Consider the following 20,670-nt stretch of genomic DNA (forward strand, 5'->3'; position numbering starts at 1 on the left):
AGTTTCATATTGACGATACTCAGTTTCGATAGCTTGGATACCCCTAACTTTCGAGAGAATGACCACATGTCGAAACCGCCCATCAGCCAGCGCCTCGCCGAAGCCGCCGTGGCGCTGTTCGACGAGCGCGGCTACGACGAGACCACCGTCGACGACATCGCCGCGCGAGCAGGCGTGAGCCGCAGCACGTTCTTCCGCTACTACCGCTCCAAGGAAGACGCGATCTTCCCCGACCACGACACCCTGCTGGAGAGGATCGCCGCGCGGCTGCGGGCCTCGACCGCGGACACCGCGATCGTCGCCATCACCGACGCGGTGCGCATCGTGCTCGCCCACTACGTGGACGACGCGGAGGTGTCGCTGCGCCGATATCGCCTGGTCCGCCGCGTGCCGGCGCTACGCGACAGGGAGATCGCCAGCGTGGCCCGCTACCAGCGGCTGTTCCGCGAGTTCGTCGGCGAGTGGCTGGGCGACTCCCCCGACGCCGGCCTGCGCGCCGAGCTCATGGCCGCCTCCGTGGTGGCCGCGCACAACCAGGTGCTGCGGGGATGGCTGCGCGCGGGCGGCACGTACGACCCCTCAGGCCCCCTCGACCACGCGCTCCGGTACGTGATCGCCACCTTCCGCCACCTGGAGCAGCCGCAGGACAAGGGCGACCAGATCGTCGTCGCCACCTTCAGCCGCGCGGCCTCGCCCCAGGACGTCATGGCCGTCATCCAGCAGCACCTGGAGTCGTCCACGTAGAGAACGCAACCCCTGACAACCCCCTCTTTTCGAAGGGGCTCAGCGGGCGAGGCCCGCGTCGCGGGCGCGGATGATGGCCTCGGTGCGGTCGGCCACGTGCAGCTTGGCGAAGATGTTGGACACGTTGTTGCGCACGGTCTTGGGCGACAGGAACAGCTCCGAGGCGATCTGCGGATTCGACCGGCCGGCCGCGATCAGCGTGAGGATCTCCAGCTCGCGCGGCGTGAGCTGCGGGAACGCCGAATCCTCGGTGGGCGGCGCGGTGAAGAACTCGGTCACCCGCCGGGCGATCGACGGCCCGAAGATGGCCTCGCCGTGGGCGACGGCCTGGATGGCGCGGACGATCTCGGCCTGGTTCGCGCCTTTGAGCAGGTAGCCGCGGGCTCCGGCGCGCATCGCCGCGAACAGGGTGGCGTCCTGCTCCGACATGGTCAGCATGACCACCCCGATGTGCGGGCTGTCGGCGACGACCCGGCGGGTGGCCTCGATGCCGTCCAGCTCCGGCATGCTGACGTCCATGACCACGATGTCCGGCTGCAGGTCGGCGGCCAGCGCGACGGCCTGCCGGCCGTCCGCGGCGGTGCCCACGACGTCGATGCCGGGCAGGGAGGCCAGCAGCGCCGCCAGCCCGTCGCGGTAGACCGGATGGTCGTCGGCGAGCAGCACTCGGATCGTCTCATCGGACACCGGCCACCTCCGTGGTCTGTTCGAGGGGAAGTCGCGCGCGGACGAGCGTCCCGCCGCCGGGCGGGCAGGTGACCTGGCACTCCCCGCCGAGCTCGGCCGCCCGCTCGCGCAGGGACAACATACCGACCCCGGCCTCGACGTCGTGGCCGATGCCGCGGCCGTCGTCGCGTACCGTGATCTCCAGGGTTCGCCCGCGCACACCGAGCATGATCTCGCACTGCGTCGCCGCGGCGTGCCGCACCACGTTGGCCAGCGCCTCCGACACGATCCGGTACGCGGCCACCTCCACCGCGGCGGGCAGCGAGCCGAGCGCGTCGTCGCCGGTCACGGCGATCTGCAGGCCGCCGGAGCGGACCCGGTCGGCCTGCTGCTCCACGGCGCGGAGCACGCCGAGCTCGTCGAGCGCCGGCGGGCGCAGGTCGTGCACCAGGCGGCGGACGTCGGCCAGCACGACGGAGACCTCGGCCGCGGTCTGCTCCAGGATGCGGTCGGACTCGGCGGGCGCGGTGGCGGCCAGGTTGCGGGCGGTCTCGATGCGCAGCGCGACGGCGCCGAGGCTGGGGCCGAGGCCGTCGTGCAGGTCGCGCCGGATCCGGCGGCGCTCCTCCTCGCGCGCGGTCACGAGCCTGGCGCGGATGCGCTGCAGGTCGGCGCTGAGCTCGCTGGCCCGCGCCGCCTGGGCGGCCTGCCGGACGAGGTCGCCGAGCAGCCGCTGGTCGCGCTCGGTCAGGTCGGCCCGGCACAGGACCAGCCGGCCCACGGCCTCGTCGCGGTAGGCGACCGGCAGCGACAGCTGCGGCCCGTCCGGGACACCGTGCTCGACCACGGTGCGCACGCCGCCCGGCCGCTCGATCTCCACCCGTACGTACGGCAGCCGGAACGCCTCCGACACCGTGTGGGCCAGCGCGGCGAGCTGCGCGTCGGGCTCGGTGGTGACCTCGAGCCGCTCGGCGAGCGTCGAGACCATCGCGTACGGGTCGTCGCGCGCCCCGCGCACCAGCCGCCGCGCCGCCCGCCACAACCACGTCCGCAGCGGCGCGTAGGCCACCGAGACGATCGCGATCGCGGCCAGCGCGGAGTCGCGCTCGCCCAGCACGCTGCCCGCGACGGTGAACACGGCCACGTCGATCGCCACTACCAGGACCGCGAGCATCCCGTACAGGAAGGTCGCCGGCAGCAGCCGGTCGATGTCGTACAGGCGGTATTCGGTCACCGCGATCAGCACCGCGGCGGAGGTGAGCGCGATCCCGACGCACAGGAGCACCGACGACAGCTGCTCCAGGGGCACCAGGAGCACGAACATGTCGGCCAGCGCGGCCCAGGTCAGCCAGCGGATCTGGGCGCGCCGCTCCGCGTCCGCCCGCCGGTAGCGGTGCACCATGACCGCGCAGGGGATGATCAGGCTCACCGCCGCCCCTGCTCGGGCGAGGCCGAGCAGGACCGCCCACGTCTCGTAGGACAGCTCCAGGCTGACGGCGTCGAGGCCGAGCCGCAGGATCTCCGGGGGCAGCGGGGCGTTCTCGAACCGCATCATCGCGGACGCCGGCACGAACAGCCACACCAGCGGCAGGTAGCCGGCCAGCCCCAGACCGGCGATCGACAGCCGCCGCCAGCCCTTGGCGGCGGGCAGCCGCCCGTCGGGGAAGAGCAGGATCAGCAGCGGCAGCCCGACCAGCAGCGCCGCGCCGAACCGGGCGTAGAACCAGTAGGCCGGCGCGGCCGCGAAACCCCCGGGCGAGGTGTAGATCGCGTACACCGACCAGGCGCCGGAGAAGCCGTTCAGCGCCCAGTGCACGCCCGACAGGGTCAGCACCCAGGCGACGGGATGCCGGGGCAGCCGCCGCAGCAGCAGCGCGCCGGGCACCGCCTGGGCCAGGCCCGACACCGCGGCCGGCCAGCTCACGGCTTCGAGGCCCGCGCCGGGCGGCAACGAGATCCCGGAATTGCGGACGTCCAGCAGCACCGTGCCGACCGTGAGCACGACCGCGAGCGCCGCCGGGATCGCGGACAGGCGGCTGGCTTTTGTCACCTGAGCATTGTCGCCGGATATGTGTCCCGTTGTCCCGGGACAGCCTGTCCCGGGACGCGGCGGGGCGCCTCGGGACCGGATCAGGGACGGGCGGCTCTGCCGGCCCGGGACAGCGGGCGGACATCGTTGGGGCATCGCAACAAACCGGAAGGAACCCCATGGACTCCCACATCCGCAACGAGCCCGCCCGGGCCCGTACGGACACCCAAGTGCTCAACTCCACCCCCGACACCGGCGCCGCGCCGGCGGTGAGCGAGAGCGCCGTCCGCCGCGCCGGGATCGGGCTGATGGTCGGCTCGCTGACCTGGGCGACGGCCATCTACATCCACGGCACGCAAGGCGTCGGCGTGGGCGAGCGGATCATCGACCTGACCGGGCTGGTGTTCCAGCTCGGCATCTTCTGCCTGCTCTGGGTGCAGATGAAGACGCGGGCGATCGGCACCTCGCGGGGCGCCGCGGTGGCGCTCAAGCTCGAGGCCGCGGTGCTCGGCCTCGCCGGCGTCTGGTCGCTGCTGCACGGCGTCCTGCCGGACGGCGTCAAGGACGAGACCTGGCTGGCCTTCCTCGACATCTGCTGGCCGCTGTCGATGCTGGGCATGGCCGCGATCAGCGTCAAGCTCGCCTTCACGGCGCGGTGGCGCGGGGTGCTGCGCTGGTGGCCGCTCATCGCGGAGAGCTGGGCGGTCGTGACCGTCCCCTGCTACCTGCTGGTCGGCGAGCAGCTGGCCCGCTGGGTCGGCGGCACCCACCTGGTCATCGGGTACGCCGCGCTCGGCCTGCTGATGGCCCTGCGGCCCGCGGCCACCCTCTTCTCCAGATCCGCCTGACTTCTCCAGATCCGCCTGAGCGAACCGGACGTGCTGTGGAATTTCAAGTTCTGGGACCTCTCGAGGTCCGTGCCGACGACGGGGAGCCCGTCGGCCTGGGCGGGGCCCGCCCGCGCGCGGTGCTGGCCCGGCTCCTCATCGCACGCGGGGTCGTGGTCTCCACCGACACCCTGATCCATGACATGTACGGGGACACGCCGCCGCCCAGCGCGCTGTCGTCGCTGCACTCGTACGTGTCGAACCTGCGCCGGGCGATCGAGCCGGACCGCGGCCCGTGGGCCAAGCCCAAGGTGCTGATCGGCCGGCCTCCCGGCTACCTGCTGGCCGCCGATGACGTGGACGCGTCGCGGTTCGAGGAGCTGGTGGGCCGGTCGGAGTTCCAGTCGCCTGGGGAGGCGCTGACCTGCCTGGACGCCGCGTTCGGGCTGTGGCGGGGCATGCCGTACGGGGAGTTCGGGGACGAGACCTGGGCCCTCACCGAGGTGAGCCGGCTGCGCGAGCTGCGGCTGGTCGCGCTCGAGCGGCGCGCCCGGGCGCTGCTCGACCTGGGCCGCCCGCAGGCCGTGATCACGGACCTGGAGGCGGAGACGGCCGAGAACCCGCTGCGCGAGCGGCTGTGGTGCCTGCTCGCCCTGTCCCTGTACCGCACCGGGCGGCAGGCGGAGGCGCTGGCCGTACTGCGCCGCGCGGCCCGGCAGCTGGCCGACCAGCTCGGCCTCGACCCCGGCCCCGAGCTGCGCTCCCTCGAACAGGACATCCTCCGCCAGGCCGACTCCCTGGAGCCGGCCGCCCCGGCCACCCTGGTCGTGCCTCCCCAGCCCCGACCGGCTCGCCGGGACGACCGGCTCGCCGAGCTGATGGCGCTGCCCGAGCGGGCCGCCCGCGCCGGCCTGCGGCTGGCGGCGGTGAGCGGCGAGGCGGGGATCGGCAAGACGTTCCTGCTGGAGGAGTTCGGCGAGCACTGCTCGGCCGCGCTCGGGCAGCTCGTGCTCTGGGGGCGCTGCCACGACGCCGAAGGGTTGCCGCCGCTGTGGCCGTGGGTCCAGGTGCTGCGGACGCTCGAACAGCACTGCCCGCCCGGCGACCGGCAGACCCTGGCCGGCCTGCTCGACGCGGACCGCCCGGCCGACGCGCACTCCGTCGCGCGGTGGCTGGCCGCGGCCGCGCGCGTCCGGCCGCTGGTGATCGTCCTGGACGACCTGCAGCGGGCCGACTCCGCGTCGCTGGACCTGCTCAGGGACCTGGTCCTGCGGCTGGACGGCGCCGCCGTCACGCTGGTCGCCGCGTTCCGCCCGGGTTTCGACGACCCGCTGAGCCGGCTGGCCCGCTACGACCTCGTCCGCCTGCGCGTCCGCGGCCTGGCGCCGGAGGCCGTACGGTCCATGGCGGCCGGCCTGGGCGTTGAGCTCGACGCCGAGGCCGCGGCGCGGCTGGCCGACCGGACCGGCGGCAACCCCTTCTTCGTGCGGGAATGCCTCCGGCTGCGGGCCGGCGGACACGCCGTGGACGCCGTCCCGGAGACGGTCGCCGGGCTGGTGCGGTCGCAGCTCGACGCCGAGGTCGCGGACGTGCTGGCGGTCGCGGCGGTGCTCGGCAGGGAGTTCGACCCGGCGATCGTGACGCAGGTCGCAGGCCCCGAGGCGGCCGACCTGCTGGACCGCGCAACCCGCGCGGGCCTGCTCTCCCCCAGCGCCACCCCCGACCTGACGACCCACACGGGCCTGCTCTCCCCCACCGCCGACCTGACGGCCCGCACGGGACTACCCGTCCCCAACGCCGCCCTCGACCTCGCCACCGACGTGGGGTTGCCCGGCGCGCAGGATGCGCCTGGTCGGGCCGCCGGCGCGGGGTTGCCCGTCGGGGGCGGGCGCGCGTTTCGCGTGGAGCCGGCCGTCGCCGGGGGTGGGCGGCTGGTGTTCGTGCACGATCTGGTGCGGGAGGCGCTGGCCGGGGGCCTGCCGCCCCGGCGCAGGGCCGCCGTCCACCGCGACCTGGCCGCCGCCCTGGCCGCCCGCCCGTCGGCCGACGTGGCCGCCATCGCCTGGCACGCCGTCCAGGCGGGCTCGCACGGCGAGGCCGTCCGCTGGGCCGTGGCCGCCGCGGAGCAGGCCGGCCTGCGCCTGGCGTACGCGGAGGCGGCCGGGTGGTGGGGCCATGCGGTGGCCGCCCACGACGCCTCGGGCGGCGACCCCGCCCAGCACGTGGAGCTGCTGCTCCACCACGTCCAGGCCCTGGAGGCGACCGGTGACCGGGACGCCGCCCGCCGCGCCGGAGCCGCCGCCCTGCGCGCCGCCGACCGCGCCGACGCGGGCGCCGGGCTGGTGGTACGCGCCCTCACCGCGCTCGGCAAGCCGTCGCTGTCGCTGCTGCGCGACCCGTACCAAGCGAACCGGCCCCTGACGGACCGGCACCTCGCGGACCGGCCACTCGCGGACCGGCACCTGGCGGGCCTGCCCGTGGCGGACCGGCACCCGGCAGCCCAGTACCACGCGGGCCAGCACCCGGCGGACGACCCCCGCCCGCTCACCCGCACCCGCACCGGCACCTGCGACGACCGCCGTCTCACCATCCCCCGGCCCCGGGCCCTCACCGGATTGACGGACCTCACCGGCGAGTTACACGACCTGGCGGAGCACACCGACAACCCTCAGGTCGAGCTGCTCGCCGGCATGGTGGACGCCTGCGGCCGCCTGGAGGCGTTCGACGTGGCCGGCGCCGACCGGGCCGCCGCCCGCTGCGACGCCCTCCTGGAACTCCACCCGCTGCCCTGGCCCCGCTTCCAGCACACCCTCTGGCACGCCAACCGGCTCACCCTCGACGGCCGCTTCGACGAGGCCGACCGCCTCTACGACGACGCCGACGACCAGGCCCGCCGCCTCAACCTCTGGCACGCCCGCCAGACCGTCGCCACCGGCCGCTTCGCGCTCAGCTACCACTGCGGCGCCATCGCCGACGCCGCGCCGCTCATCGCCGCCGTCCGCGGCGTCCATCCCACCCTGCACCACGACGCCACCACCCTGAACCTGTGCGCCCAGGGCCACCTCGACCACGCGCGGCGCCTCAACGGCGGCCCCCGTCAAGCCCCTCCCCGGGACTGGTCCTGGCTGTCGGCCACCTGCCTGCGCGCCGCCGCCGTCGCCGCGCTCGGCCGCACCCACGAATGCCGTAGCGCCTACACCGCCCTGCTCCCCTACAGCGGCCGCATCTCCGCCCTATCAGCCGTGCTCTGCCTGGGCCCCGTCGACTGGTACCTCGCCCTGCTCGCCTCCGCCACCGGCCATCACGACGCCGCCACCGCCCACCTCACCGCCCTCGAACAGCAGGCCGACGCCGCCGGCCTGCACTGGTGGCGCGACCGCGCCGCCGCCACCGGCGTCCGCCGGCCTCTCCAGGTCGCCACCAGAGCGTGATCACGTCCTGGACAGCGGTTGGCTGAGCAGGCGGCGCCCCTCGTCCTGGAACCCGCGCTTGCCGTAGAAGGCGAAGAGATGGCTCACGTCGTTGCCGTTGGGGGCGATCACGATCTCCAGGAGGGAACATCCCAGCTCCGCGGCCCAGCTGCGGCTGTCCTCGATCAGCCGGTTCGCCTCGCCGCGCCTGCGCGCCTCCGGAGTGACGTAGAGGTCTTCGAGCTCGGCGATCAGGCCGGACTCGAGCCCGAACGAGGTCGTGGTGATCGCGAACGCGATGATCCGGCCGTGCTCCTCGCTCACCGCGACCCGGGCCGCGGGCGAGGTGATCAAGGTGGTGAGGTTGACGCTGAGGTCGCCTTCCGGCGTGGTGAAGCCGTCCTCCTCGTAGAAGGCGACGGCGAGGGCGAGCAGGGCGGGCAGATCGGCTTCACGGGCCGTACGGATCGACATGAGGGCCATGATCTCGGCCGATCAGCGGCCTCCGCCAACCGATTTCGTCGTCAGGGCTTCATCAGCCTGCGGGCGATCACCCGCAGGGCGAGGACCTCGTCGGCGCCCTCGAAGATGGACAGCACGCGCGCGTCCACGAACAGCCGGGAGATGCCGTACTCCTCCGCGTACCCGTAGCCGCCGTGCAGCTGCTGGGCCTCCCTGGTGACCCATTCGGCCGCCCGGCAGGCGAGCTGCTTCACCTGCGCGGCCTCCAGCTGGCCGTCGCCGGCCGTCACGGCCCGGGCCGCCGCGAACGTGAAGGCCCGGCACGCGGCGATCGACCCGGCCATCCTGGCGATCTTGGCGCGGGTCAGCTGGTAGTCCGCGAGCGGCCGGCCGAAGACCGGCCGCTGCCGCGTATAGTCCACGGCCAGCTCCAGCGCCGACTGCATGACCCCGACGGCTCTGGCGGCGGTCTGCAGCCGCGCGTTGGCGAACGCCTGCATCTGCAGGTAGAACCCGCGCCCGAGACCGCCCTCCCCGCCGATCAGGTCGGCCGCGGGGACGCGCCAGCCGTCGAAGCGCACCTCGAACGAGTGCATGCCCCGATAGCCGAGCGTACGGATGGCACGTCCCTCGACGGACCCGCCGCCCTCCTGGGTGAGGCGCCATTCGTGACCGGTGAAGGAGGGTTTGTCCACCACGAAGAGCGAAAGGCCCCGGTGCCCGGCCGGGTCGGTGCGGGCCAGGACGAGGAGGTAGTGGGCCCGGCCGGCGAAGGTGCACCAGGTCTTGACGCCGTTCAGCACCCATTGGTCGCCGTCGCGGGTCGCGCTCGTGGTGATCCGGGCGACGTCGGAGCCGAAGTCGGGCTCGGTGACCGCCACGGCGCACAGCCGCTCCCCCGAGGCGATCATCGGCAGCCAGCGCCGTTTCTGCTCCTCGGTGCCGCCGCGGGCGATCGCGGTGGCGATGATCTCGGGACGCGTGATGAGCGAGCCGGCGGCGCCCAGCGAGGCCCGGGACAGTTCCTCGGTCACGACCACCATGGCGGCCAGTTCGTCGCCCTCGGCGCCGCCGCCGTACTCGGCCGGGATCGACAGCCCGAAGCAGCCCATGCCGGCGAGCCCGTCGATGATGTCGGCGGGGATGTCCTCGTCGTCGCGGTGGATCCGGTCGGCGACGGGGACGACGCGGTCGGCGGCGAACTCGCGGAAGGCGGCGCGGACCAGCTGCAGCTCGGCGGACAGGTGCCGGGGCCCCGCCTCGCGGGTGGCCAGCACGCGTTCGGCGACGCGCTCCAGGAACGCCGGGTCGCGTCCCGCGGCGACGTGGGCGGCGACGCCGTCCAGGGCCGCCCCGTCCACGCCCCACAGCGACTCCCTGCCGGTCAGGCGACCGGCCAGATCGGCGGCGACGTCGGCGGCATAAAGCAGCGCCAGGTCCGCGCCGTGGCCCGGGCGGGGGTCCGCGACGTGGTCGAGGAGTGCTCCGGCCGCCGCGACCGCCGCCGACATCGACGCCACGTCGTAGGCCACGGCCTGGTCCCGGTCCGCGGAGGCGACGTGGGCGGCGGCCCTGCCGACGACGCCCCGCAGCGCCTCCACGACGGCACGCGCGCGGCCGGGCTCGGTCATCTCACGCACGGCCGGCGCCTTCCCCGAACTCGATCGCCAAGGTGCTGTGGGGCTCCTCGTCCTGGCCGAACACGCCCAGCGTGGCCGCGTCGATCCGCCGCAGCAGCGCCGGCCGGCCGCAGAACAGGGGCTTGCGGTTCCGGTGCCGCATCCGCGCCACGGGCGCGTCACGCCCCTCCAGGCGCAGGACCTCCGCCAGGGCGAGCGTCATCAGGGGCCCGTGCACCACCAGGCCGGGGTAGCCCTCGACGCGGGTGGCGTACGGCCAGTCGTAGTGGATCCGGTGAGGGTTGGACGTCGCCGCGCTGAACCGCATCAGCAGCGTCGGGTCCGTGGCGAACCGCCAGGAACCCTCCCCCGCCCGGGCGAAAGGCGCGCCGACGGGCGCCAGGGCCGCCGCGGGCCCGGCCGGAGCGGCCTCGTCCGGGACGGCACCGGCCTCCCGGTAGATGAGGTTCTGCCGTTCCTCGACGGCGAGCCGGTCGTGCTCGTCGTACAGCCGGATGGCGACGACCACGACGACCAGCCGGCCCGAGCGCCCCGGCTTCTCGGTGACCGACTCGACACGCGCCTCGCGGCGTACCGTGCTCCCCACCGCGAGCGGGGCGTGGAAGGCGACCTCGCCGCCCGCGAACATCCGCCGCGGCAGCTCCACCGGGGGCAGGAACGACCCGCGCGCCGGATGGCCGTCCGCGCCGAGCACGGACGAGACGGGCCAGCGGGCCAGGGCGAGCCAGTGCCACAGCGGCGGCAGCGCGTCTCCCGGGCCGACCGCGGGCGTGCCGTCGTCGAACAGCGCCGACAGCGCGGCGACCGGGCCGGGTTCCACCGTCTCCCGGGTGGTGAGGGTGTGCGGTTCCCAGCTCACGTGGACCTTCCCCGTGTCGTCCGGATGACGCCGTTCTTCCGCAGCTCCGCCAGTTCCGCAGCGGACAGGCCGAGCTCGGCCCGCAGCACCTCCTCGGTGTGCCCGCCGACCTCCGGCGACGCCTCAGGAGGGGCCTGCTCGCCGTCCATCACCAGCGGCGAGCCCGGCGCCCAGTGCTCGCCGACCCCGGGCTGGGCGACCTTGCCCATCAGCGGGTTCCCGGGCAGCGTCGCGGCCAGCTCCGTGAAACTCCGGTACGTCGACCACAGCACGCGGGTGGCCCGCAGCGCCTCTTCCGCTTCGGCGAGCGTACGGGTCTCGAACCAGCTCGCGATCAGGTCGCCGAGCACCCTGCGGTGCCGGTAGCGCTCGGACTCCGCGCCGAAGTCCACCCCGAGGGCGGCGGCCAGCGCGGAGACCACGCCGGTGAGGCCGGTGGCGGCGAGGAGGTCGCGCCAGTGCCGTTCGGTGAGTGCCACGACCATCAGGCGCCCGCCGTCGGCGGTGGCGAAGTCCCGGCCGAAGGCGCCGTAGACGTGGTTGCCGATCCGCTCGCGCGAGGTGCCGTTCAGCTGCGCCTCGGCGAGGTAGCCGAGGCTTCCGGCGGTCGCCAGGGCGACGTCCTCCAGCGCCACCCGCACCTGCTGCCCCTCCCCCGTGAGTACGCGGTGCCGCTCCGCGGCCAGCAGCCCGACCGCCAGGTAGAGGCCGGCGGCCAGGTCCCAGGCGGGCACCACGCCGTTCACCGGCTGCCCGGCGTCCTCCGGGCCGGTCAGCAGCGGGAACCCGGTCGCCGCCTGGACCGTGTAGTCCACCGCGGTCCCGCCGTCGCGGCGGCCGGTGAGCAGCACGTGGATCACGTCGGGGCGGCGGGCCCGCAGCGCCTCGAAGGTCAGCTCCGGGTGCCGGTCGGCGTTGCTGATCACGATCCCGCCGCGCCGTCCCCCGCCGACGACCAGGTCGGCGACGAGCCGGCGCCCGTCCTCGGCGGACAGGTCCACCTCGACGGCGCGTTTGCCCTTGTTGAGGCCCGACCAGTACAGGCTCGTCCCGCTCTCGGCCAGCGGCCAGCGCGTACGGTCGGGAGCGCCGCCGATCGGCTCGACCCTGATCACGTCGGCGCCCAGCTGCGCCAGCGTCATCCCGCACAGCGGCGTGGCCACGTAGCTGGAGAGCTCGACGATCCGCAGCCCGCTCAGCGGCCGCGCGGCATCCTTGCTCAACGGGTGGTCCCGATCACGCACCCGACCAACCTAACCGAACGGCTCACATCGGGCCCTCGCTAACATCCGTCTCGGACAACCCAGAAAGGCACGGCATGAGCGAGCACCCCCTGTGGCCCACGACCGGCGAGGCGACCATCACCGCCTTCCCCGTACGGCACGACGGCCCGAGCCCGGCCGTCGTGGTCCTCCCGGGCGGCGCTTACCACCACCTCGCCGACCACGAGGGCGCGCCGGTCGCGCACTGGCTCAACTCGCTGGGCATCGCGGCGTTCGTCGTGCGCTACCGGATCGCGCCGCACCGCCACCCGCTGCCCCTGCTCGACGCCGCCAGGGCGGTGCGCTGGGTGCGGCACCACGCCGCCTCGACCGGCGTGGACCCGGCCCGCGTGGGTGTGCTCGGCTTCTCGGCGGGCGGCCACCTGACCGGGCTGCTCGCCACCGAGGCGGGCTCCATGCTGCCCGAGGGTCCACACGACGCCGTCGACCGGGCCGATCCCCGCCCCGGGCTCGCCGTGCTCTGCTATCCCGTCGCCGCGCTCACCGGGCCGGCCGCCCACCAGGGCTCGGCCGCCAACCTGCTCGGCCCGGACGCGCCCGAGTCCGTACGCTCGGAGCTGTCGCTCGGCGACCGCGTCGGCCCGGCCACGCCGCCCATGTTCCTGTGGCACACGGCCGACGACGAGGCGGTCCCCGTCGAGAACACCTTCCAGGTGGCCCGGGCGCTCGCCCGCCACCGGATCCCCCTGGAGGTGCACGTCTATCCCAGCGGCCGGCACGGGCTGGGGCTGGCCGAGGCCGATCCCGTCGTGGGCGACTGGACCGGCCGCTGCGCCGCCTTCCTGCGTTCCCGGGGCTGGTAGCGCTTACCCGCGCCAGATCCGCAGGTAGGCGTCGCGGTAGCCGCGCGGGTCCCAGGACGTGGCGTCGTCGACGTTCGCCGTCGTGGTCAGGTGCACCGGCGTCACGTACCCGCTCGGCGGGTGCCCGGCGAACGCGCGGTTGAGCTCGTCGACGATCTGGCTGCCCTGCGCGTTCAGCGGCTCCGGGACGGTCGCGTGCTGGAACTGCCGGGCGCGGATCCGCTGGAACGCCGACGGGTCCCCGTCCCCGGCGCCGATGGAGTACGGAGGCCCCTCCCCGGGCTTGCCGGCGGCGCGCAGCGCGGGAGCGGCGTCGGCGAAGTAGACGTCGTTGATGGCGACCGAGTACGTCCACAGGTCCCTGAAGCGGGACAGCAGGGACGAGACCTCCTGCGGCGTGCGGATGCCCGCGTCGGGGAGCGGGATGTTCTCGTACGACAGGAGCCGGACGCCGGAGCAGGTCGCCAGGATCTGCTTGATGAGCCGGGACTTGTTCTCGGCGAACGGGATCGAGGAGTCGGTGAAGATCACCACGCCTGCCCGGCCGTTCGACCTGGCGATGATCCAGTACGCGCTGATCCGCGCGACGTCCTCCACCCGGCTGGTGACGTTGGTGAAGAGGCGGGGGTTCGCGCTGGGGCCCGGTGACTTGGTCGCGTGCCATCCCACGAGCTGGATCCCGGCGGCGTTGGCCTGCCTGACCTGCTGCGCCACGGCTCCCGGGTCGAACCCGCCGATGACGATGCCCGACGGCCGGAGCGCGACCGCCTCGCCCAGGGCCACCCGGATCCCGGCGGGGGTGCCCTGGCCGTCGATCACGCGGAAGCTCCACCGTACGGACCGGGCGGCCGTCCGTACGGCGTCGGCGGTGCCGGCCACGCCGGGGTTGGTCATGGTCGAGGCCACGAAGACGATGCTCTTGCCCGGGACGGCGCGCGGCCCACTCGTGGGACCGCCCCAGGGCACGTCCGTCGCCTCGGCGCGGGCGACCGCCCGCCTGGCGGTGTGCACCACGTCGTGGCACCCCCCTCCGGGGGCGGGTGGCGGGGTGCCGAGAGAGCAGCCGCCGGCGACCAGGACGAGCGCCACGAGGCGGGCGAGGTTCATGGAAGGCTCCGCACCCGGCCGGTGTGCGCCCGGCGCCGCGCGGAGTAGCCGGCCAGCCCGACGGCGACGAGCAGGGTGGCGCCGTTGAACAGCGGGGTGACCCAGAAGTCCACCCCGAGCTGGCTGATGCCCGACAGCCCGATGGCCAGGACCGCGATGGCGACGACCGTGCCCCAGGGGTTGGCCCGCCCGGGCTTGACCGTGGTGGAGCCGAGCAGCGCGGCCACGAACGCCGGCAGCAGGTAGTCCAGCCCGACGCTCGGGTTGCCGATCTGCTGCTGGGCCGCGAGGAGCACGCCCGCGAAGCCGGTCACCAGGCCGGATCCCGCGAAGGCGAGGACGACGTACCGGCGGACCGGGATCCCGACCAGCTCCGCCGCCCGCGGGTTCGAGCCGATGACGTAGAGGTAGCGGCCCACGGGGAGCCGTTCCAGCACGAGCCACAGCGCGGCGGCCAGGACGAGCACGTAGAACGCGGGCGCCGGCAGGCCGAGGAGCGTCGAGTCGTACAGGCCGGTCAGGCCCTCGGGCAGGCCCTGCGGGCCGGGGAAGATCCGGGCGCCCTGGGTCACCCAGCCCGTGACGGCGTACAGGATGCTGCCGGTGCCGAGGGTCGCGATGAACGAGTCGATGCGCGCGAACTCCACCAGCAGGCCGTTGACCGCGCCGACCGCCGGCGCGCCGGCGAGCACGGCCAGGCAGGCCGCGGGCCACGGCCAGCCGGCGTTCACGATCAGCAGCAGCGTCATGACGTGCCACAGGCCCAGGCCGTAGCCGAGGGACAGGTCGAAGTTCCCGGTGATGATGGGGATCATGGAGCCCAGCGCCAGGACCGCGATGATCGAGTAGGCGGAGACGATCGCGGTCAGGTTGGCCATGGTGGGGAACGTGTCCGGCAGGACGAGCGCGAACGCGGCGAACAGGATGACGGCCAGCGCGAGCAGCCCGTACCCGCCGATCAGCCGGCCGGCGGAGGGCCGTCTCCGGGGCGTGCGGTCGTCCGTCAGCAACGGCCCGTCCCTGGGGTGGCCGTGGCCGCCCGGGTGAGGGCGGCGACGGTGAGGGCGTCGCCGCTCAGCTCGGCCGTCACCGTCCCGCGCGCGAACACGAGCGCCCGGTCGCACAGGTTCGCGACCTCCTCGAAGTCGGCGGAGACCAGGAGCGCGGCGGCCCCGGCCGCCAGGGCCTCGTCGAGCAGCCGGAGGATCTCGGGTTTGGCGCCGACGTCGACGCCGGCCGTGGGCTCCTCCAGGATCAGGAGCCGGCGGCGGGCCCCGAGCCAGCGGCCGATCAGCACCTTCTGCTGGTTCCCGCCGGACAGGGCGGCGAACGGCGTCTCCGGGTCGGCCGGGCGGACGCGCAGGCGCTCGACGATCGCCGCCGTCTCGGCGCGCTCGCGGCGCGGGCTCAGCGGGCTCAGCGGCGATCGGCCGCGCGCGCCGGGGTTGGCCAGCAGGTTCTCCCGCACGCTCAGGTCGGCGGCGGCCCCTTCCTCCTGCCGGTCGCCGGACACGAAGCCGACCCCGGCGCCGACGGCCGCCGCGACCGAGGCCGGCCGGTACGGGCCGCCGCCGAGCAGCACGCGGCCCGCCGCCATGGGGTAGGCGCCGGCCAGCGCGCGGCCGAGGTCCGCGTGCCCGGCTCCCGTGAGCCCGACCAGGCCGAGCGCCTCGCCAGCCCGCAGGTCGAACCCCACCGGGCCCGCCCGGCCGGCGCGCACGCCGTCCAGGCTCAGCAGGACCTCTCCCGGCCGGCGGACCCGGCGCCGCTGGGCCCTTTCCTCGCGCCCCACGATCTCGCGCACCAGATCGGCCGGGTCGCGGCCGGCGAGCGGGCCCTGGCTGACGAGGTGTCCGTCGCGCAGGACGGCGACCCGGTCGGCGATCCGGTAGACCTCGTCCAGCCGGTGGCTGACGTACAGGATCCCGTGACCCCGATCGCGGAGCGTGCGCAGGACGTCGAAGAGGCGCTCGCACTCGGCGGCGGCCAGGGAGGCGGTCGGCTCGTCCAGCACGATGATCCGCGCGTGCGTGGCCAGCGCGCGGGCGATGGCGACCAGCGAGCGCTCCGCCCGCGTCAGGTGGGCGATCGGCTCGTCCGGGTCGAGGCGGGAGGCGACGATCCGGAGGGCGTCCACGCAGCGGCGGCGTACCGCGCGCCAGGAGATGAGGCCGCCGCGCCGGGCGTATCCCCTGCCGAGGGCGATGTTCTCCGCGACGGTCATCCACTCCACGAGGCCGAGGTCCTGATGGATGAACGCCATGCCGGCGGAGGCGGCCTGGCTGCCCAGCGGGTGGCCGGCCACGACGACCTCTCCCCCGTCGGCGTGGTGGACGCCGGCCAGGATCTTGATCAGCGTCGACTTGCCCGCGCCGTTGGCGCCGAGCAGGGCGAGCACGTCGCCGCGGCGGAGGTCGAGGTCCACTCCGCACAGCGCGCGGATGCCGCCGAAGCTCTTGCGCAGCCCCCGGATCCGGACGAGCGGATCCGGGTCCGCCGCCGTTCCCGGCCGGGGACGCGGGTCACTCGCCATCGGGGCGGCGCGATTCCCACGCCTTGACGATCTGCGACCTGGACGAGAAGTTCAGCTTGCGCAGGACGTTCTCGACGTGGCACTCCGCGGTGCGCTGGGCGATGACCAGCGTCTCGGCGATCTGCTTGTTGCTCAGGCCCTTCGCGACCAGGCCGGCGATCTCCCGCTCCCTGCGGGTCAGGAGGGACGTGGCGTCGGACTCGGGCTGGGCGCTCTCCGCGCGCCGTGCGGGCTTCTCGTCCAGCGAGTACGCGGCGGCCTGCTCGAGGGTGAGCTCCGCGCCGCGGTCGAAGGCCGCCTTGAACGCCCGCTCCGTGAGATTCCGCCGGAGGCCGGACTCGCACCGGTCGTGGGCGCCGACCAGGTGCCCGAGCCCGGGCAGCGACGTCCCGATCGACTGCCAGACCATGTGGGCGGCGCCCAGCATCTGGGCGGCCTGCTCGTACTGCTCGTCGTCGGCCAGGATCCAGGCCAGCCCCTCCAGGCACTGGGCCAGGCCGAGGTGGTCGTTGCAGCGCACCTTGAGCCGCACGGCGTCCCGCATCATGGTCACGGCCTCCCGGAGCGCGCCCTGGCGCCGCCGGTCGAGGGCCGCGACCCACAGCGCGTACGAGATCGACCATTCGGCGTTCGCGCGCTCGGCCGTCTCCAGCACCTCCTCGCAGAGCGGCGTGGACCGCGGGTCGTCCATGAGGACGGCGGTCATGGCCAGCTGGAAGAGGGCCACCCACGCGTGCCCCCGGTGACCGAGGGAACGGCGGCGGGTCAGCGCCTCGTCGAGGAGCTTCATGGCCCGGGAGAAGTCGCCGGCCAGCAACGCGGCGAACCCGGTGATGTGCAGCGCCCCGGCGAGCTGGGCCTCGTCCCCGAGCCGCTCCGCCAGCGCCTGGCACTCCTCCAGCAGCGGCTTGGCGGCCTGCGGGTCGCCCCGCAGCAGGACGAGCCACGCGTCGACCCACAGGGCCTTGGCCCGCCCGGCGCTGGCGCCGGACTCCTGCGCCAGCGCCCGTTCCAGCCAGTGGTGGCCCTCGCTCGGGGAGCTCCACGAGAGCCGGTGGCTCCACATCGCGGCGGCGATCTCGAGCGCGGCCCACGCCTCGCCCGGCGCGCCCAGGCAGAACTCCAGCGCGGAGCGCACGTTCCCCTGCTCCTGGATGAGGCGCCCGAGCCAGTCCATCTGGTGCTCGCCGAACCACTCGTCCTCCGCCCGCGCCGCCAGCCGGCGGCACCAGTCGCGGTGGCGCAGCCGCAGGGCCTGGTCCTGGCCGGAGGCGACGAGCCGCTTCCATCCGTACTGGCGCAGCGTGTCGAGCATCTCGAAGCGCACGTTGGAGGCCTGCCCGCGGCGCTGCACGATCGACTTGTCCACCAGCTGGGTCAGCAGGTCCATGAGGCTTTCCGGGGCGATCCCGCCCTCCGAGCACACGTGCTCGATCGCGTCCAGGCCGCAGCCGCCGGAGAAGACCGACAGCCGCTCCCACAGCGTCCGCTCCTCCTCGGAGCAGAGGTCATAGCTCCAGTCCACCAGCGCGCGGAGCGTCTTCTGGCGCGGCGGCGCGGTGGTGGGCCCGGTCGTCAGCAGCCGGAACCGGTCGTCGAGGCGCTCCAGGATCTGCTCCACGGACAGGACCAGCACCCTCACCGCCGCGAGCTCGATGGCCAGGGGGATGCCGTCCAGCCGCCGGCACAGCCGCGCCACCGCCGCGCTGTTGGCCTCGGTGACCCTGAACTCGTGCACGGCCGAGGCGGCCCGGTCCTCGAACAGCCGCACCGCCTCGTTCTCCAGGGCGCCGTCCATCGACATCTCGGACGTCCCCGGCACGTTCAGCGGCGGGACCTCGAGGACCAGCTCCCCCGGGACGTGCAGCGCCTGCCGGCTGGTGGCCAGGACGCGCAGCTCGGGGGCCATCGCCAGCAGGTCGCCGGCCAGCGCCGCGACCTGGGGCAGCAGGTGCTCGCAGTTGTCCAGCACCAGCAGCAGCCGTTTGTCGTGCAGGTACTCGGCGAGGGAGGCCGGATCCTGCCGGGGGCATCCGACGGCGTCGGCGACCGTCTCGGTGAGCAGCGCACCCGCCACCAGCGGGGCCAGGTCGACCAGCCAGACCCCGTCGCCGAACTCGCGTGACATCTCGGCGGCGATCCGCCGCGCCAGCCGCGTCTTGCCCACCCCGCCGACTCCGGTGAGCGTCAGGAACCGGCCGGAGGTGAGCAAGCGCTTGCCTTCGGCGATCTCGTTCCTGCGACCGACGAAGCTCGTGAGCTCCAGTGGCAGATTCCCCGCACGTGACCGCGCCATCGCCCCCATAGCTTCCACAAACCTCGTCACCCGTGCGCGCCCTCGCAGGCCTCGGCTTATTGCTACCCGTGGCAGGCAACGTCATGGCAGTGCGGACGCAAACCCTGCGCCAGCCGCGATCGGGCCGGTCATGCCCGTCCCAAGCGCCCTTGGGCATGATGCCGACCACGGCCACGGTGGTTGACCTTGGTGAGATGCCGTGCTGAGCTCCGTATGACGGTGGTCGCTGGTCAGCATGTCAGGTTGCCTAGCCGCTTGATAGGATGCGAACGAGCGCACAAATGGTCACAAAAGAGGAGCATCGAGTAGTGGCAAGTGGCAGCGCGGGGTTCTCGGTGACTCCGGTGGTCAAGAGGAGCGCGGCCGTCCAAGTCGCCGACCAGCTCGTCGCCGCGATCCGCGACGAGCAGCTCAAACCCGGCGACAAGCTGCCTTCCGAGCGCGAGCTGGCGCAGAACTTCGCGGTGAGCAGGCCCACCATCAGGGAGGCGCTCGCCGCCCTGGAGCTCGCCGGGCTGGCCAAGTCCCACAAGGGCAGGGGCACGGTGATCACCGGCACCGCGGCCACGGTGGCGACCTGGGGTGTGGAGGTGCTGCCGCCGCAGGTGTTCGAGGCCAGGCTCGCGATCGAGCCCGCCCTGGCCGCGCTGGCCGCGGAGAAGCGCTACCCGGAGGACCTGGAGCTGCTCGAGGCCACGCTGGCCAAGCTGGAGACCGAGTACGCCGAGACCGGCGCCTACGCGAGCGACCTGCCCGTGCACCGGGCCATCGCCCGCGCCGCCCGCAACCCCCTGCTCGAACAGGCCCTCGAAGAGGCGCTGCGGCACGTCGCGGGGCCGCTGTGGCAGGAGCTGCGACGTCGCGCGCCGGCCGAGGCCAGTGCCCGCGACGGCCACGTCGAGGAGTCGCGCACGGTCATCAGGCACATCCGGGAGGGCAATGCCGCCGAGGCGGCCGAGGTATGGCGCCGGCACCTCCTGACCTACCGCAACGAGATCCTGGGGACCGCCGCCACCGACGGCTGACCCGCGTCCGCACGACAATGACCCGCCTGTAGCGACAGGCGGGTCTTCGTCGTGCCCGCATGCGATGTCGCGAAGTCAGGTTGTCTGACAGGTTCCGGCACGCCTGACAGGACAAGTGCGGCGTAATTTACATTTCCCTCTCTTGGCACACTCGATTTGGCAAGAAAGTCTGGCTGGCAACTTACCAGGCAACCTGTCCGTCATCCCGCCGCACGCCACCGCGCCGGGCTACGCCGCGCTCGACGGCATCTCCCGGGCCCTCCGCAAGCTGAACACCGTCTGATCTCCGAGCGGGGTGCCCTGACATAATCGGACAACCATGGGCATCCTGCATATCTTCGACATGGACGGCACCCTCCTGGCCGGATCCACCGCCAGCCTCGAGATCGCCCGCCACACCGGCACCACGCCGCGGCTCCTCGAGATGGAGGCCCGCTTCGCCGCCGGCGAGCTCGACACCCGGGGCTTCTCCGCCGCCCTCCCCGGTCTCTGGGCCGACCTCACCCCCCAGGTCGTGGCCGCCGCCTACGCCGCCGCCCCCTGGCTCGGCGGCATCGCCGAGGTCTGCGCCGACATCCGGGCCCGCGGCGAGCACTCCCTGGTCATCACCATGGCCCCGGACTTCTTCGCCCGCCACCTGCTGGAGCTGGGCTTCGACGAGGTCGCCGCCTCCAGTTTCCCGCCCCTGCCCTTCACCGCGCCCCTGGACCCCGGCGGCGTCCTGACGCCCGCCGACAAGGTCCGCATCGCCGACAGCACCCGCGCCCGGCTCGGGCTCGGCCGCGAGCAGTGCCTGGCCTACGGCGACTCGATGTCGGACGCGCCGCTGTTCCGCCACCTGCCGCACACCGTCGCCGTCAACGCCGACCACCACCTCGCCGACCTCGCCGCTCTGGACTACCGCGGCGACGACCTCACCGAGGCCTACCGCCTGGCCCGCACCCTGCTCCCCACCGCCACCCCGACGCCCTGAGCCACGGGGGCCT

The 20,670-nt window shown here is 74.0% G+C and carries 17 protein-coding genes; 7 read left to right on the forward strand and 10 right to left on the reverse strand.

All coding sequences use genetic code 11. From position 1 onward, the window contains the following. Positions 1–66: 66 nt before the first annotated feature. A complete protein-coding gene (locus tag AB0L65_RS26345) occupies positions 67–744 on the forward strand; it encodes a TetR family transcriptional regulator (protein ID WP_364249924.1) in 678 nt (225 codons plus the stop codon). Between the two features lie 39 nt (positions 745–783). On the opposite strand, the gene AB0L65_RS26350 is transcribed toward AB0L65_RS26345, so the two are convergent. Together AB0L65_RS26350 and AB0L65_RS26355 are read right to left on the reverse strand one after the other, a co-directional pair. Then, on the reverse strand, positions 784–1,431 hold the full coding sequence (locus AB0L65_RS26350) for a response regulator transcription factor (RefSeq protein ID WP_350726960.1): 648 nt from the start codon (positions 1,429–1,431) through the stop codon (positions 784–786). Next, positions 1,421–3,460: a histidine kinase gene (locus tag AB0L65_RS26355; protein ID WP_364249927.1), complete on the reverse strand. Its 2,040-nt coding sequence runs from the start codon at positions 3,458–3,460 to the stop codon at positions 1,421–1,423. The genes AB0L65_RS26350 and AB0L65_RS26355 overlap by 11 nt, the downstream gene beginning before the upstream one ends. Before the next feature lie 158 nt (positions 3,461–3,618). Here AB0L65_RS26355 and AB0L65_RS26360 point away from each other — a divergent pair, with 158 nt between their 5' ends. Together AB0L65_RS26360 and AB0L65_RS26365 are read left to right on the forward strand one after the other, a co-directional pair. Further along, positions 3,619–4,287: a hypothetical protein gene (locus AB0L65_RS26360; RefSeq protein WP_364249930.1), complete on the forward strand. Its 669-nt coding sequence runs from the start codon at positions 3,619–3,621 to the stop codon at positions 4,285–4,287. Positions 4,288–4,322: 35 nt separating this feature from the next. Next, positions 4,323–7,697 carry a BTAD domain-containing putative transcriptional regulator gene (locus tag AB0L65_RS26365; RefSeq protein WP_364249933.1) on the forward strand — a complete coding sequence of 1,125 codons (3,375 nt, stop codon included), beginning with the start codon at positions 4,323–4,325 and terminating at the stop codon, positions 7,695–7,697. Here AB0L65_RS26365 and AB0L65_RS26370 read toward each other — a convergent pair whose 3' ends face one another. The 4 genes from AB0L65_RS26370 to AB0L65_RS26385 are packed head-to-tail and all read right to left on the reverse strand — an operon-like array spanning position 7,698 to position 11,881. Then, a complete protein-coding gene (locus tag AB0L65_RS26370) occupies positions 7,698–8,150 on the reverse strand; it encodes a GNAT family N-acetyltransferase (RefSeq protein WP_364249936.1) in 453 nt (150 codons plus the stop codon). A gap of 50 nt (positions 8,151–8,200) precedes the next feature. After that, positions 8,201–9,769 carry an acyl-CoA dehydrogenase family protein gene (locus tag AB0L65_RS26375; RefSeq protein WP_364250456.1) on the reverse strand — a complete coding sequence of 523 codons (1,569 nt, stop codon included), beginning with the start codon at positions 9,767–9,769 and terminating at the stop codon, positions 8,201–8,203. A 1-nt stretch (position 9,770) separates the two neighbouring features. Further along, positions 9,771–10,637 (reverse strand): MaoC family dehydratase N-terminal domain-containing protein, encoded by an 867-nt coding sequence (locus AB0L65_RS26380; protein ID WP_364249939.1) that lies wholly within the window; start codon positions 10,635–10,637, stop codon positions 9,771–9,773. Beyond that, positions 10,634–11,881, reverse strand: coding sequence for a CoA transferase (locus tag AB0L65_RS26385; RefSeq protein ID WP_364249942.1), 1,248 nt, complete (start codon positions 11,879–11,881; stop codon positions 10,634–10,636). Before AB0L65_RS26385 ends, AB0L65_RS26380 begins: the two co-directional genes overlap by 4 nt. A gap of 74 nt (positions 11,882–11,955) precedes the next feature. On the opposite strand from AB0L65_RS26385, the gene AB0L65_RS26390 reads away from it, so the two are divergent. Further along, positions 11,956–12,723, forward strand: coding sequence for an alpha/beta hydrolase (locus AB0L65_RS26390; protein ID WP_364249945.1), 768 nt, complete (start codon positions 11,956–11,958; stop codon positions 12,721–12,723). Between the two features lie 3 nt (positions 12,724–12,726). Here the strand turns inward: AB0L65_RS26390 and AB0L65_RS26395 are convergent, their stop codons facing one another. The 4 genes from AB0L65_RS26395 to AB0L65_RS26410 are packed head-to-tail and all read right to left on the reverse strand — an operon-like array spanning position 12,727 to position 18,659. Beyond that, on the reverse strand, positions 12,727–13,830 hold the full coding sequence (locus AB0L65_RS26395) for a substrate-binding domain-containing protein (RefSeq protein ID WP_364249948.1): 1,104 nt from the start codon (positions 13,828–13,830) through the stop codon (positions 12,727–12,729). Further along, on the reverse strand, positions 13,827–14,840 hold the full coding sequence (locus tag AB0L65_RS26400; RefSeq protein WP_364249951.1) for an ABC transporter permease: 1,014 nt from the start codon (positions 14,838–14,840) through the stop codon (positions 13,827–13,829). The genes AB0L65_RS26395 and AB0L65_RS26400 overlap by 4 nt, the downstream gene beginning before the upstream one ends. Further along, positions 14,834–16,363, reverse strand: coding sequence for a sugar ABC transporter ATP-binding protein (locus tag AB0L65_RS26405; RefSeq protein WP_364249954.1), 1,530 nt, complete (start codon positions 16,361–16,363; stop codon positions 14,834–14,836). Before AB0L65_RS26405 ends, AB0L65_RS26400 begins: the two co-directional genes overlap by 7 nt. Next, the gene (locus AB0L65_RS26410; RefSeq protein WP_364249957.1) at positions 16,353–18,659 is read right to left on the reverse strand and encodes a LuxR C-terminal-related transcriptional regulator; all 2,307 of its coding nucleotides are present in this window, start codon (positions 18,657–18,659) and stop codon (positions 16,353–16,355) included. Before AB0L65_RS26410 ends, AB0L65_RS26405 begins: the two co-directional genes overlap by 11 nt. A gap of 308 nt (positions 18,660–18,967) precedes the next feature. Here AB0L65_RS26410 and AB0L65_RS26415 point away from each other — a divergent pair, with 308 nt between their 5' ends. The 3 genes from AB0L65_RS26415 (at position 18,968) to AB0L65_RS26425 (ending at position 20,657) form a co-directional block, all read left to right on the forward strand. Further along, a complete protein-coding gene (locus tag AB0L65_RS26415) occupies positions 18,968–19,684 on the forward strand; it encodes a GntR family transcriptional regulator (protein ID WP_364249960.1) in 717 nt (238 codons plus the stop codon). 142 nt (positions 19,685–19,826) lie between these two features. Next, positions 19,827–19,967 carry a hypothetical protein gene (locus AB0L65_RS26420; RefSeq protein ID WP_364249963.1) on the forward strand — a complete coding sequence of 47 codons (141 nt, stop codon included), beginning with the start codon at positions 19,827–19,829 and terminating at the stop codon, positions 19,965–19,967. 36 nt (positions 19,968–20,003) lie between these two features. After that, positions 20,004–20,657, forward strand: coding sequence for a haloacid dehalogenase-like hydrolase (locus tag AB0L65_RS26425; protein WP_364249966.1), 654 nt, complete (start codon positions 20,004–20,006; stop codon positions 20,655–20,657). Positions 20,658–20,670: the final 13 nt, after the last annotated feature.

Source organism: Nonomuraea sp. NPDC052116, assembly GCF_040680035.1.
Classification (GTDB): Bacteria; Actinomycetota; Actinomycetes; order Streptosporangiales; family Streptosporangiaceae; genus Nonomuraea; species Nonomuraea angiospora_A.